Here is a 13,499-nt window from a genome sequence, read left to right on the forward strand (position 1 = left end):
AGCGCATCATGATCAGACCTTTTGGCTGGAACGAGTTTCTCATCATCGTCTACGCAGCGCAGTGGACCATCGCGCTTTCGGCGCTGGCCTTCGCCGGCGGCGGACTGGGCGGAATCCTTGTCGCGCTCATGCGTGTTTCGGATGCGCGTCTGCCGCGTTATATCGCGCTTGGCTTTATCCGGCTTTTTCAGGGAACGCCGCTCCTCATGCAGCTTTTCCTGGTGTTTTTCGGCCTCAACATCTTCGGTTTTGGCATCAACCCCTGGATTGCGGCGACGATTGCGCTGACGTTGCATGCCAGCGCGTTTCTGGGCGAGATCTGGCGCGGCTGTATCGAGGCGGTGCCGCCGGGACAGAAAGAAGCCGCGACCGCTCTGGGACTTCGCTATTTTAACCGCATGCGCTACGTGATCCTGCCGCAGGCAAGCCGGATTGCCGTTGCGCCGACCGTGGGTTTCCTGGTGCAGCTGATCAAGGGCACGTCGCTTGCAGCCATTATCGGCTTTACCGAACTGACCCGGCAGGGGCAGATCATCAACAATGCGACATTCAGCCCCTTCATGGTGTTCGGAACCGTGGCGGCGATTTATTTCATCCTGTGCTGGCCGCTGTCGATTCTCGCGCGCCGTATGGAAGCAAGGTTTTCTCGTGCAACAACCCGTTAATCGGGGATTTGACGAGATTTATCGCCGGCGGGAGCCCGGCCTAATCAGGGAAGGAAAGAACATGAATTTTACCAGACGTATGGCCCTTATCGGAGCGGGAACTCTGATCGGCGCAAGCGCGCTGGCAACAGCCTTTGCACCTGCGGCCTTCGCCCAGACGGTCGAAGGCATCAAGTCCGCAGGTGAGGTCAAGATCGGCATGCTGGTCGATTTCCCGCCTTTCGGCATCATGAACACCAGCAACGAGCCTGACGGCTATGATGCCGATGTTGCGAAGCTTCTCGCCAAGGAACTGGGCGTCGAAGCCAAGATCGTTCCAGTGACCGGCCCCAACCGTATTCCATATCTGCAAAGCGGACAGGTCGATGTGCTGGTCGCCTCGCTGGGCATTACCGAAGAGCGCGCAAAGAACGTGGATTTCTCGCAGCCATATGCGGGTATTTCCATCGGCATCGTCGGCCCCAAGGATGCCACCGTCACCAAAGCGGAAGATCTTTCGGGCAAAAGCATCGGCGTGGCGCGTGCCAGCACGCAGGATACGGCCGTAACCAACTTCGCCCCATCCGACGCGACCATCCGTCGTTTTGATGATGACGCCAGCGCCGTGCAGGCCCTGCTCTCCGGGCAGGTCGACCTGATCGGTCTTTCCAACGTCGTTGCGGCGGAAATCGAGAAGGCTGCTCCCGGTCGTTATGACCAGAAAATCCAGTTGAGCCAGCAGGTTCAGGGTATCGCCGTGAAGAAAGGCTCCACGGAGATGCTCGAATTCGTCAACAAGTTCCTTGAAAAAGTGAAAGGCGACGGCGAACTCAACAAGATTCACGAAAAATGGCTCGGCTCGCCGCTGCCTGATTTCGTGGCAGACGCAAAATAAGAACGAAATTTCCATGTCCGGGACCGCCCGGACATGGACCCAATTTGAAATGAGGGAAGGAAGTTTCTCATCATGAACCAGACGGCTCAGAATAAAGCGCAGCGGCCAGAAGCTTCCGGTCCCGCAGTGCTGATGGAAGGTGTCAACAAGTGGTATGGCACCTATCACGCATTGCGCGATGTCAATCTCACCGTCGCACGCGGCGAACGCATCGTTATCTGCGGGCCTTCCGGCTCGGGTAAATCGACGCTCATCCGTTGCATCAACCAGCTTGAAACCATTCAGAACGGCCGCATCGTCGTCGACGGTCTCGACCTGACCGCGAGCAGCAAGAATGTCGATATTGTGCGTCAGGAAACCGGCATGGTTTTCCAGCAGTTCAATCTGTTTCCGCATATGACGGTTCTGGAAAACTGCACGCTTGCACCGATGAAGGTGCGCGGTCTTTCTCAGGCGGAAGCCGAAAAGACGGCGCGCAAATATCTTGAGCGCGTTCGTATTCCCGAACAGGCGGATAAATACCCGGCGCAGCTTTCTGGCGGCCAGCAGCAGCGTGTGGCGATTGCACGTGCGCTATGCATGAATCCCAAGATCATGCTGTTCGACGAACCGACCTCGGCGCTCGATCCCGAAATGGTCAAGGAAGTGCTCGACACGATGATCGATCTCGCCAAGGAAGGCATGACCATGCTCTGCGTGACCCACGAAATGGGCTTTGCGCGGCAGGTTGCCGACCGGGTGATCTTCATGGATCAGGGTTCCATTCTCGAAATGGCAGCGCCGGACGAGTTCTTCGACAATCCCAAGCACGAGAGAACCCGCGCCTTTATCGGGCAGATTTCCTGATAGTAACCAGTAATCTGGCGATGGAGCTTAAAGTGACGCACGAAATTCTGCTCGTGGAACCGATGATGCCGCAAATCGAGGAGCAGCTCGATGCCGCCTATAAGGTGCACCGGCTCTATAAGGCGGATGAAAAGCCGGCCATCGAGGCGGCGCTCGGCGCAATCCGCGCTGTTGTCACGGGCGGCGGTGCGGGGCTTTCCAATGAGTGGATCGAAAGGCTTCCTTCGCTCGGCCTGATCGCCATCAATGGGGTGGGGACCGATAAGGTCGATCTCGATTTTTCCCGCAGCCGCAATGTGCATGTCAGCACGACGCCCGGTGTCCTCACCGATGATGTGGCCGATACAGGCATTGCGCTGATGCTCGCCGTTCTGCGTCACCTTCCCCAAGGCGACCGGTTCGTTCGCAATGGCGAATGGGCGCAACGCAAGGCATTTCCGCTTGGAACCAGCCCCAAGGGCAAGCGCGTCGGCATTCTCGGTCTGGGACAGATCGGCAAGGCGGTTGCCAAACGCGCGGAAGCTTTCGGCATGAGCGTTCATTACTGGAACCGCTCTCCCGTTTCAGGCTGCAACTGGACCGCACATGCCTCTCCGATTGAGCTTGCACACAACAGCGATGTGCTTGTCGTCTGCGTTGCCGCTAATGCGCAGACGCAGAATATCGTCAATGCGGACGTGCTTGCGGCCCTTGGCAGCAAGGGCATCATCGTCAATGTCGCGCGCGGCAGCGTGATCGATGAGGATGCATTGCTGGCAGCGCTTGACAAGGGCACGATTGCGGGAGCGGGGCTTGATGTCTTCGTCAACGAACCGGTGATCCGCGAGGCGTTCCTTACCGCGCCCAACACGGTGTTGATGCCGCATCAGGGCAGCGCCACCTTCGAGACACGCATCGGCATGGGTGAACTCGTCCTCTCCAATCTGAAAGCCTATTTTGCGGGCGATGTGCCGCCCACCAAAGTCAATTGAGACACTCCGATGATCGTCAGACAAGCTTTTTTTGAAGGCCGTATCCATGCCGGGAGCGAGGATGCATTCAAGACCTATGTATCGGAAATATTGATGCCCATGTGGCTCAAATTCCCCGGCATCAGGGAAGTCCGCGTCCTTTATGCGGTAGAGCGCGACGAGGGCGCTCCGGCCTATCCCATGGTCTTGTGGACCGTCTATGAAAGCCGCGAAGCACTGGCGCAGGCGCTGGAATCGCCTGTGCGCTATGAAAGCCGCGAAGCGACCAGGGGCCTGATGGAAATGTTCGAGGGCCATATCCACCACCATGTTTTCGATCTGGCTCTGCAAAATCCGTAAGACCGGTGGAAATAATAAAATCGTTTCAGTCTTTTGCCGGAAATGCTCTAATTGATTCCACATGAGATGGAGCGAGCAGATGCTGGAACAGATGATCGATCAGGGGGCGGGGCGGGAGCCTGCCGATCTTGTACTCAAGGGCGGGCGCTTTTTTGATCTTGTGACCGGCGAGCTGGTCGAAAGCGATATTGCCATTTGCGGCGACCGCATCGTCGGCACTTTCGGAACCTATCGCGGCAAGCAGGAAATCGATATTTCGGGGCGCATCGTCGTGCCGGGATTCATCGATACGCATCTGCATATCGAATCCTCCAATATCACACCGCATGAGTTCGACCGTTGCGTCTTGCCGCAGGGCGTGACAACCGCCATCTGCGACCCGCATGAAATCGCCAATGTGCTCGGCACCGAAGGAATCCGGTATTTTCTCGACAGTGCTCTTGAAACCATCATGGATATTCGCGTGCAGCTTTCAAGCTGTGTGCCCGCCACGCATATGGAAACATCCGGCGCGGAACTACTGATTGGCGATCTTCTGCCCTTTGCCGATCACCCCAAGGTTATTGGCCTCGCCGAATTCATGAATTTTCCGGGTGTTCTTGCCAAGGACCCCGAATGCATGGCCAAGCTTGATGCCTTTCAGGGGCGGCATATTGACGGCCACGCACCGCTTTTGCGCGGTTATGAACTCAATGGCTATATTGCAGCGGGCATTCGCACCGAACACGAAGCGACGAGCGCTGAGGAAGCGCTCGAAAAAATGCGCAAGGGCATGCATGTTCTGGTGCGCGAAGGCTCGGTATCCAAAGATCTGCATGCATTGATGCCGATCATCACAGAACGCCACGCGCAGTTTCTGGCCCTTTGCACCGATGACCGGAACCCGCTCGACATTGCTGATCAGGGCCATCTCGATTACCTGATCCGCACTGCAATTGCCGGTGGGGTCGAGCCCATCGCGATCTATCGCGCAGCGAGCATTTCGGCGGCGCGCGCTTTTGGACTGTTTGATCGCGGTCTTGTCGCTCCGGGGCAGCGTGCCGATCTGGTGGTGATCGATAGCCTTGAAGGCTGTCATGCGCAGATCGTGATTTCAGCGGGCAGGGTGGTTTCGGAAGAACTCTTTGCAAGCCGCAAACAGATTGCCCCGGTCGGACGCAACAGCATGAAAGCGCCGTTGGTGCAGGCATCGAACTTTCGCTCCCAATCCAATAGCGGCAGGACGCGGGCAATCGGGATTATCCCGGGCAAGATTATTACCGAAAGCCTCGAATTCGACCTTGAAACCGGCCCGCACGGGGTGGAACCCGATCTCGAACGCGATGTGGTCAAAATCGCTGTGGTGGAGCGCCACGGCAGGAATGGCAATATCGCGACCGGCTTCGTGCATGGTTTTGGTTTGAAAGCAGGCGCAATTGCCTCGACCGTCAGCCATGACAGCCACAATATCTGCGTGGTTGGCGTGTCCGACGAGGATATTGCCGTTGCAGTCAACCGACTGGGCAAGATTGAAGGCGGATTTGTGGTCGTGCGTGATGGCGAGGTGCTCGCCGAAATGCCGCTGCCTATCGCCGGGCTGATGAGCATTGAGCCTTATGAAATCGTGCGCGAGCAACTGCGCGGGCTTCGTCATGCAGCGGAAGAACTCGGCTCTGTGCTGGAAGAGCCGTTCCTGCAACTGGCCTTTGTCGCCTTGCCGGTTATCCCGCATCTCAAGATCACGGATCGCGGGCTTGTCGATGTGGACAGGTTTGAATTTGTCGGCAATGGATGACTGATCGTCCGCTCCAGCCGGGGCGAACAGATTATTGACTTATAGCTTATAACCTCCCGCTTTGTTGGTGTTTTCGTTGTTGAGTTTTTGGGTTAGGTAATAAAAATATTTTGCTATCCAACTATATTTAAATGTCAAATGGAGCTCACCATTGCCTGCCGAGCAAAGTCAAATGACACTGGCACAATTGGGAATGGCTCCATGTGGCTATCATGGCTTCATTCATTGCATTGACGTTTCCAACGTGTCTTCCAGCCTGAAACCCGAAGAAATCGAACGCCGCCTGCTTGAGCTTGGTTTTATCGAAGGCGCGGAAATATCCATATTGCATGAAGGTCCGATCGGGCGGGATCCGATCGCGGTCAATGTGAGCGGGACGACAGTGGCTCTCCGGCGGAATGAAGCCATGGCTATTCTGGTCCATGAAAGTCCTTGTCATGCTCGATTTCACTCGCCCGAAAATTCGCCGCCTCGCACTGGTCGGTGCACCCAATTGCGGTAAGACGGCCCTTTTCAACGCCCTGACCGGAAGCCGGCAGAAAGTCGGCAACTATGCGGGTGTTACCGTCGAGCGAAAAACCGGCATGGCCTTCACGCCCGGCGGGCATGCACTGGAAATCATCGATCTGCCCGGAACCTATTCCTTGCGCGCCCGCAGTCCCGATGAAGAAATCACCCGCGATGTGGTGCTGAATCGAAAAAGCGGGACTATGCAATGCGACCTGCTGCTCGCTGTTGCCGATGCGACCAATCTGCGCGCGGCGTTACGGCTGGTGCTCGAATTGCGCCAGACAGGACAACCGTTATTGCTGGTCCTCAATATGATCGATATAGCGCGGCATCGCGGCATCGTGATCGATACGCAGAGACTTTCCCAACTGCTTGGAATTCCCGTTGTCTGCGCCAGCGCCGTACGGCGCGCCCTGATGGGCGATTTATGGCAGGCGCTTGACAGCCTGTCTCGATCAGGCCTTTCAGGTGAACCGGAAAACAGCTGGACCGAACCTTCTGTTTCCGATTTGCGCGCAGCCCAGCGTCAGGCCGATCGGCTGATCGCAGAAACGGTCCATTATCCACCCAAGCCCGATACGCTGACAAATCGCATCGATCAGGTTTTGCTCCATCCGGCGGGCGGGCTGATATTTCTTCTGGTTTTGCTGTTTTTCATGTTTCAGGCGGTTTTCGACTGGGCGCAGCCGGTCATGGACCTGATTTCCACGGGGTTCGATACGCTCGGGGAATGGATACAGCAAGGGATCGCCCCCGGAATTCTCCAGAGCTTTCTGGTCGATGGCGTCATCGCCGGGGTCGGCAGCGTCATCGTCTTTCTGCCGCAGATACTCATCATGTTCCTGTTCATCCTGCTGCTGGAGGATCTGGGCTATATGGCGCGCGCGGCCTTTCTGATGGACCGGCTGATGGGCGGCGTCGGCCTGCATGGGCGTGCTTTCATTCCGCTGCTCTCAAGCTTTGCCTGCGCAATCCCCGGCATCATGGCGGCGCGCGTCATCGATAATCGTCGTGATCGCATGACGACTATTCTGGTCGCACCCCTGATGACCTGTCCGGCTCGAATTCCGGTCTATACACTCATCATATCCGCCTTCATTCCGGCGCGGCGGATAGCGGGCTTTCTCAGCCTGCAAGGGCTGGTCATGTTCGGCCTTTATGCTGCTGGCATCGCCAGCGCGCTTGTTATGTCGCTACTGGCGCGGCTGTTGTTCTGGCGGCATGAAGCGACACCGCCTTTCATGCTGGAACTGCCCGACTACAAGTTGCCGCGTTTGCGCAATGTGCTCATCGACCTGCTCATGCGCGCCAAAATGTTCCTGCACCGCGCTGGAACCACGATCTTCATGATGAGCATACTCATCTGGTTTCTGGCCTCGTTTCCGCAGCCCCCCGCCGACGCAACCGAGCCTGCGATTTTTTATAGTCTGGCCGCCATGGTTGGCAAACTCATTGAACCGCTGCTCGCGCCCATTGGCTTTAGCTGGCAGATGAGCGTGGCGCTCATTCCCGGCATGGCCGCGCGCGAAGTGGTGGTGGCGGCACTGGGAACGGTCTATTCCATTCAGGGCGGTGCCGATGCGGCGTTGCAGGTAGGGCAGGCGCTTGCGCAGAACTGGACATTGCCGACGGCCCTGTCATTTCTGGCATGGTATATTTTTGCGCCGCAATGCACTGCCACGCTTGCGGTGATACGCCGCGAAGCCGGGGGAGCGCGCTGGATGTGGCTGAGTTTCGGCTACATGCTCGCCCTCGCTTATGCCGCATCCTTTATCGTTTACCGGATTGCCCTGTTGTTTTAGGGAAATTCAGCCTGATAGCTTACCGGTCGATGCGCGTCGAGAGAATGATCGAGGACATGGTCCGCTCGACGCCTTCCAGTGCGCCGATCCTGTCGAGAATATCATCCAGCTCCTTGATGGATGGCGCCTCCACCACCACGATCATATCGAAATGGCCGCTGACCGAATGCAAGGTGCGCACGGCCATGAGGCCCCGCAGGGCATTTTCAAGCCGGGGCGCGAATTTCGGCAATGCTGTAACCAGCACATGCGCGCGCACCAGATCACGCTCGAATTCTGGCGCGATCCGCACCGTATAACCTTCAATCACCCCGCGTTTTTCCAGCTTTTCGAGCCGGCTTTGCACCGTCGTTCTCGATACGCCAAGACGTCTCGCAAGGTCGGAGGTTGAAGCGCGCGCATTCTCACGCAGGAGGGCAATCAGGGCAAGATCAGCATTTGTCGTCATAATAACTATTAGTTACGTCATTCTGTACAGATATACAACGTGAAATCGTCGGTTTGAATGCTTCTTTTCGCCGAAATTTGTGCGACTCTTATGTATCTGAATTACATTCCAAAAGGGAAAGAAATGAAAGAGATCGTTGTTGTTGGCGCAGGCAAAATCGGGGCGACCATTGCCGACCTTCTGGCCGAAACGGGCGACTATGCCGTCACTGTCGTAGACCGTGCGCAGGCGCAGCTCGATGCGCTTGAAACTTCCGCGACCGTCAAGACCCAGGCTCTCGACATCAAGGATGCCGCAGCGCTGGAAGCCGTGCTCGCAGGAAAATTCGCAGTGCTCAGCGCCGCGCCGTTCCAGCTTACGACCCTTATTGCGGAAGCTGCCGCCAAGACCGGCGTTCATTATCTGGACCTGACCGAAGACGTGGCCAGCACCAAGCGGGTCATCGAACTGGCCCAGGATTCCAAGACGGCGTTCATTCCGCAATGCGGTCTGGCTCCCGGCTTCATCTCGATTGTCGCCTATGACCTTGCAAAGCGTTTCGATGCGCTCGACAGCGTGCGCATGCGCGTTGGCGCCCTGCCGCAATACCCGTCCAATGCGCTCAACTACAATCTGACCTGGAGCACCGACGGGCTGATCAATGAATATATCGAGCCATGCGAAGCCATTGTAAACGGCAAGCTGACCAAGGTTCCGGCGCTTGAAGAGCGCGAAGAATTCTCGCTTGACGGCGTAACCTATGAAGCCTTCAACACATCCGGCGGACTGGGCACCTTGTGCGAAACGCTCGACGGCAAGGTACGCACGCTCAATTACCGCACCATCCGCTATCCGGGCCATGTGGCCTTGATGAAGGCCCTGCTCAATGATCTTGGCCTGCGCCATCGCCGTGAAGTGCTCAAGGACATTTTTGAAAACGCATTGCCGTCCACCATTCAGGACGTGGTGGTGATTTTCGTCACGGTTTCGGGCACGAAGAATGGCCGTCTGGTTCAGGAAACCTACGCAAACAAGGTCTATGCCAATCAGGTGGGCAAGATCGTGCGCTCGGGTATCCAGATCACGACCGCCTCGGCGATCTGCGCCGTTCTCGACATGCTCGCCAAGGGCGATCTTCCACAGGCGGGCTTCGTGCGTCAGGAAGACATCACGCTTGAAAAGTTCCTCGCCAACCGTTTTGGCAAGGCCTATGCGCAGACCGACCAGTGCACGCGTCTGGTCGCCTGATCTTAGCAGGCTGAGATGGATTGTTCCGTTGCGCCTCTGGCGCAGCGGAATTTTGCATTTGCATGGGTCGTTTGGATTTCGGCCAAATTTTTGGTTGAAACCATGCGTTCGAGGTGCAACGAAAGCGCCACGTAAAATCAAGAAACGGGAAAATCATGTTGAAATCATTTCTGCTGGCCGGCTTGGCCGCTACCGTTCTCGCCCTGCCGGTGCAGGCAAAGGAATGGAAAGAAATCCGTATCGCCAGCGAAGGGGCTTATCCGCCCTTCAATTATATGTCTCCCGAGGGGAAGCTGATCGGTTTCGATCTGGATATTGCGCAGGCCCTTTGCGATGCGATGGAAGCAAAATGCGAGATCGTCGCCAATGATTGGGACGGTATGATCCCCGGCCTTCAGGCCAACAAGTTCGACGCAGTCATTGCATCGATGGCGATCACGGAAGAACGCGCAAAGCAGGTGGCGTTCACGGATCGCTATTACACGACGCCGCTGGCGGTCGTGGTGCCCAATGACAGCGATATTGCCTCGCTCGAACCATCCGCCTTCGACGGCAAGACGGTTGGCGCGCAGGCGGGGACTACGCAGGGCAATTATGCCGACGATGTATATGGCAAGGCTGGTGCGGATGTCCGGCTCTATCCAACGGCGGACGAGGCCAATGCCGATCTTGAAAGCGGTCGTCTCGATGCCATCGCAGCCGATAAGTTTCTTGCCGCCGACTGGCTGAAAAACGGCGCAGGCGCGGATTGCTGCAAGTTCCTGGGCGATATTCCCGGTTCCGAAACGCAGATTTCGGTTGCCTTGCGTCAGGGTGACGATGATCTGCGCGAACAGTTCAATGCGGCCATCAAGAAAATTCGCGAAGACGGCACGTACGACACGATTCGCAAGAAGTACTTCGATTTCGATATATATTGATGCGAAATGATCATCGGGCGGCTTCAACTTTCACTTGAAGGAAAAGCCGCCCGGTGCTTGAGTATAGGCTCACAAGATAAAGACAGGGGCAAACCCTGCATCACAGAGGCAACAACAAGGGGAACATCATGCTGAAATCTATCCTGTTTGCAGGCGTCGCAACCGTGCTGGCCGCATTTCCGGCGCAGGCAAAGGAATGGAAGGAAATCCGTATTGCGACGGAAGGGGCTTATCCGCCGTTTAATTTCGTTGCAGCGGATGGTTCGCTGCAAGGGCTGGATGTTGAAATCGCCCGGGCGCTTTGCGATGCGATGGAAGCGAAATGCGAGATCGTCGCCAATGATTGGGACGGTATGATTCCGGGCCTTCAGGCCAACAAGTTCGATGCCGTCGTCGCATCCATGAGCATTACCGAAGAGCGCAAGAAGCAGGTCGCTTTTACCGATAAATATTATTCAACGCCGCTTTCCGTGGTCGTGCCGAAAGACAGCCCCATTACCTCGGTTGACGCTGCCGCCTTTGCGGGCAAAACCATCGGAGCGCAAGGCTCGACGACGCAGAGTGCCTATGCCGAAGATGTTTATGGCAAGGCCGGTGCGGAGGTCAAACTTTACCCGACCGCCGACGAAGCCAATGCCGATCTTAAAAGCGGACGCCTCGATGCCGTCGTGTCGGACAAGTTCCCGATCTCCGACTGGGCCAAGGGTGATGGCGCGGATTGCTGCAAGATGCTCGGCGATATTCCGGGGACACAGACAGATACGGCTATCGCGCTTCGTCAGGGTGACGATGATCTGCGTGAGCAGTTCAATGCCGCCATCAAGAAAATCCGCGAGGATGGCACCTACGCGACGATTGTGAAGAAATATTTCGATTTCGACATCTATTGATCGCTTGTAAAGAACCTTGTTCTTTGCTGTATGCAACAGCACATTGGTCCATGGCCGGTGTGCTGTTTTATTTCGGGGGCTGGCGGGAAGATCATGCGACAAGAAGATGTCATCGTTCTGGGCGCAGGGATTGTCGGGGTTTCTGCCGCTCTTCACTTGCAGGCGAGAGGGCGCTCCGTCTGCCTGATCGACCGCGGAGAACCCGGACAAGGCACGAGCTTCGGCAATGCAGGGCTGATCGAACGCTCCAGCGTCATTCCCTATTCATTTCCGCGCGGTTTTGGCAAGCTGCTTCGCTATGGTTTAAACCGGCGTACCGATGTCCGCTATGATCCGCTTTATGTGCCGCACATAGCCCGCTGGCTGGTGCAATATTGGCGGCAGTCATCGCCTGAAGGGCTGAAGATCGCCACCGAAGCCATGCTGCCGCTGATTGAAGCCAGTGTGAACGAACATGATGCGCTTGTCGCGCAGGCAGGATGTGAAAAGCTGGTTCGCAATCAGGGCTGGCTGGAGGTCTTCCGCAATCAGGCCGCACTTGAGAGAGCCATCGAGCGCTTGCCGCAGTTGCAGCGTTTCAACCTTTCCTATGAGGTTCTGGAAGCGAAGGCCGTCCGCCAAAAGGAAGTTACTCTGGGCAAGGTCGCTGGCGGCATTCATTGGCTCGATCCCAAAACGATCGTTAATCCCGGCGGTCTGGTCCAAGCCTATGCGGAGCTCTTCCGCCGCAATGGGGGGAGCTTCGTTCATGGCGATGCAGCGACCCTTGCGCAGAATAATGGCCGCTGGCAGGTGATGACCGATGAAGGCATCGTCCCGGCGCGCGACGTGGTCGTCGCCCTTGGCCCGCAGTCCGGGCTGGTCTTTCAGAAACTGGGCTATGATTTCCCGCTGGCCATCAAGCGGGGGCATCATCTGCATTTTGAAATGAAGGATGGCGCACGGCTTGGGCATACCGTACTCGACGAGGAAGCGGGCTATGTTCTTGCGCCGATGGTGCAGGGGGTGAGGCTTTCGACAGGCATTGAATTTGCCGCGCCTGATGCGCCTCCAAACCGTATTCAGCTCGCGCGCGCGGAAAAAATCGCCCGCCGCCTCATTCCGCAACTGGGTGCACCGGTTGAAAAATCGCCTTGGCTGGGCTTGCGTCCCTGCTTGCCCGACATGCGGCCAATCATCGGACCGGCTCCCCGCCATAAGGGCCTGTGGTTCGATTTTGGCCATGCGCATCATGGGCTGACGCTTGGTCCCGCCAGCGGTCGTCTGCTCGCGGAAATGATGACGGGCGAAAAGCCGTTCACCAATCCCGCCCCCTATGCGGCGGAGCGGTTCCTGAAAGCCTGACTGGGCAATTTGCGCGGTTCCGCTTGCAGTGGAACCGCTTCTGAATCAGGCTTGCTTTATTTCGTGTTGCGCTTCGGCCCTTGCCGTGCGCCATGAGGAAAACAGGAATGCCGCGATGAAAATGATCGTCATCAGCAATACGATTGTCGGGGCAGGAGCGCTGTCGATAAAGAACGAGAGATAAACGCCCATAAAGGACGAGAAAACGGCAATAATGACCGATAGCAGCATCATCATACTGAACTGTCGCGTCAGCAGATAGGCGATGGCGCCCGGCGCAATCAGCATTGAGATCGCAAGGATGATTCCAACCGCCTTGAGTACGCCAACAATGGTTAGCGAGATCAGGCACAGCAGCCCGTAGTGAAGCAGGCGCACGCGCAGTCCAACAGCTCTCGCCTGTGCCGGATCGAATGCGTGAAGCAGGAAATCACGCCATTTTACGATAAGAACTCCGGCGGTTATGGCCGCGATAATGGCTGTTTCGACCAGATCGCCAGCGGTAATACCCAGCATGTCGCCAAATAAAATATGGTCGAGATGCACGTCGGAGCGGACGGCGACATAGAGCACCAGTCCCAGACCGAACATTCCCGAGAACACCACGCCCATGACCGTGTCCTGCTTGATGCGGCTGTTTTCCTTGAGAAAACCCGTTGCAAGCGCACAGGCCAGCCCGGCCACAAATGCGCCAATGCCAAAGGGCAGGCCGACAATATAGGCTATCACGACCCCCGGCAGTACGGCATGGCTGATGGCGTCTCCCATCAATGACCAGCCCTTGAGCACCAGAAAACAGGAAAGGAGCGCTGTGGGTATCGCAATCAGCACAGAAATTGCAAACGCATAGCGCATGAATTCGAACTGAAACGGCATGAACAGCATTTCG

Annotated in this window: 14 protein-coding genes; 12 read left to right on the plus strand and 2 right to left on the minus strand. The window is 56.7% G+C overall.

What is annotated here, in order from left to right; all coding sequences use genetic code 11:
• The first annotated feature begins 8 nt into the window (after positions 1 to 8).
• The 8 genes from DKP76_RS06100 (at position 9) to feoB (ending at position 7,781) form a co-directional block, all read left to right on the plus strand.
• Positions 9 to 665 carry an amino acid ABC transporter permease gene (locus tag DKP76_RS06100; protein WP_109705550.1) on the plus strand — a complete coding sequence of 219 codons (657 nt, stop codon included), beginning with the start codon at positions 9 to 11 and terminating at the stop codon, positions 663 to 665.
• Positions 666 to 726: 61 nt separating this feature from the next.
• Positions 727 to 1,539, plus strand: a complete 813-nt coding sequence (locus tag DKP76_RS06105) for a transporter substrate-binding domain-containing protein (RefSeq protein ID WP_109705551.1) — start codon at positions 727 to 729, stop codon at positions 1,537 to 1,539.
• Between the two features lie 72 nt (positions 1,540 to 1,611).
• Entirely contained in the window at positions 1,612 to 2,385 is a 774-nt protein-coding gene (locus DKP76_RS06110; protein WP_109705552.1) for an amino acid ABC transporter ATP-binding protein, read from the plus strand.
• A 20-nt stretch (positions 2,386 to 2,405) separates the two neighbouring features.
• Positions 2,406 to 3,356 (plus strand): 2-hydroxyacid dehydrogenase, encoded by a 951-nt coding sequence (locus tag DKP76_RS06115; RefSeq protein ID WP_109705553.1) that lies wholly within the window; start codon positions 2,406 to 2,408, stop codon positions 3,354 to 3,356.
• A gap of 9 nt (positions 3,357 to 3,365) precedes the next feature.
• Positions 3,366 to 3,695: an EthD domain-containing protein gene (locus DKP76_RS06120; RefSeq protein ID WP_109705554.1), complete on the plus strand. Its 330-nt coding sequence runs from the start codon at positions 3,366 to 3,368 to the stop codon at positions 3,693 to 3,695.
• Positions 3,696 to 3,756: 61 nt separating this feature from the next.
• Entirely contained in the window at positions 3,757 to 5,469 is a 1,713-nt protein-coding gene (gene ade / locus DKP76_RS06125) for an adenine deaminase (protein ID WP_425349367.1), read from the plus strand.
• A 172-nt stretch (positions 5,470 to 5,641) separates the two neighbouring features.
• Positions 5,642 to 5,971 (plus strand): FeoA family protein, encoded by a 330-nt coding sequence (locus DKP76_RS06130; RefSeq protein WP_109705556.1) that lies wholly within the window; start codon positions 5,642 to 5,644, stop codon positions 5,969 to 5,971.
• Positions 5,907 to 7,781, plus strand: a complete 1,875-nt coding sequence (feoB, locus tag DKP76_RS06135) for a ferrous iron transporter B (protein WP_425349368.1) — start codon at positions 5,907 to 5,909, stop codon at positions 7,779 to 7,781. Before DKP76_RS06130 ends, feoB begins: the two co-directional genes overlap by 65 nt.
• Positions 7,782 to 7,800: 19 nt before the next feature.
• Here feoB and DKP76_RS06140 read toward each other — a convergent pair whose 3' ends face one another.
• Complete coding sequence (locus DKP76_RS06140; RefSeq protein WP_109705558.1) at positions 7,801 to 8,229, minus strand: Lrp/AsnC family transcriptional regulator; 429 nt, start codon at positions 8,227 to 8,229, stop codon at positions 7,801 to 7,803.
• A 123-nt stretch (positions 8,230 to 8,352) separates the two neighbouring features.
• Here DKP76_RS06140 and DKP76_RS06145 point away from each other — a divergent pair, with 123 nt between their 5' ends.
• From DKP76_RS06145 to DKP76_RS06160, 4 genes are all read left to right on the plus strand, one after another.
• Complete coding sequence (locus tag DKP76_RS06145; RefSeq protein WP_109705865.1) at positions 8,353 to 9,456, plus strand: saccharopine dehydrogenase family protein; 1,104 nt, start codon at positions 8,353 to 8,355, stop codon at positions 9,454 to 9,456.
• 155 nt (positions 9,457 to 9,611) lie between these two features.
• Positions 9,612 to 10,376 (plus strand): ABC transporter substrate-binding protein, encoded by a 765-nt coding sequence (locus DKP76_RS06150; RefSeq protein WP_109705559.1) that lies wholly within the window; start codon positions 9,612 to 9,614, stop codon positions 10,374 to 10,376.
• Positions 10,377 to 10,504: 128 nt separating this feature from the next.
• The gene (locus tag DKP76_RS06155; RefSeq protein WP_109705560.1) at positions 10,505 to 11,266 is read left to right on the plus strand and encodes an ABC transporter substrate-binding protein; all 762 of its coding nucleotides are present in this window, start codon (positions 10,505 to 10,507) and stop codon (positions 11,264 to 11,266) included.
• Positions 11,267 to 11,359: 93 nt separating this feature from the next.
• Positions 11,360 to 12,610, plus strand: coding sequence for an NAD(P)/FAD-dependent oxidoreductase (locus DKP76_RS06160; protein ID WP_109705561.1), 1,251 nt, complete (start codon positions 11,360 to 11,362; stop codon positions 12,608 to 12,610).
• Between the two features lie 45 nt (positions 12,611 to 12,655).
• Here DKP76_RS06160 and DKP76_RS06165 read toward each other — a convergent pair whose 3' ends face one another.
• A complete protein-coding gene (locus DKP76_RS06165; RefSeq protein ID WP_109705866.1) occupies positions 12,656 to 13,495 on the minus strand; it encodes a metal ABC transporter permease in 840 nt (279 codons plus the stop codon).
• Positions 13,496 to 13,499: the final 4 nt, after the last annotated feature.

Source organism: Falsochrobactrum shanghaiense (assembly GCF_003149535.1).
Taxonomy (GTDB): domain Bacteria; phylum Pseudomonadota; class Alphaproteobacteria; order Rhizobiales; family Rhizobiaceae; genus Brucella; species Brucella shanghaiense.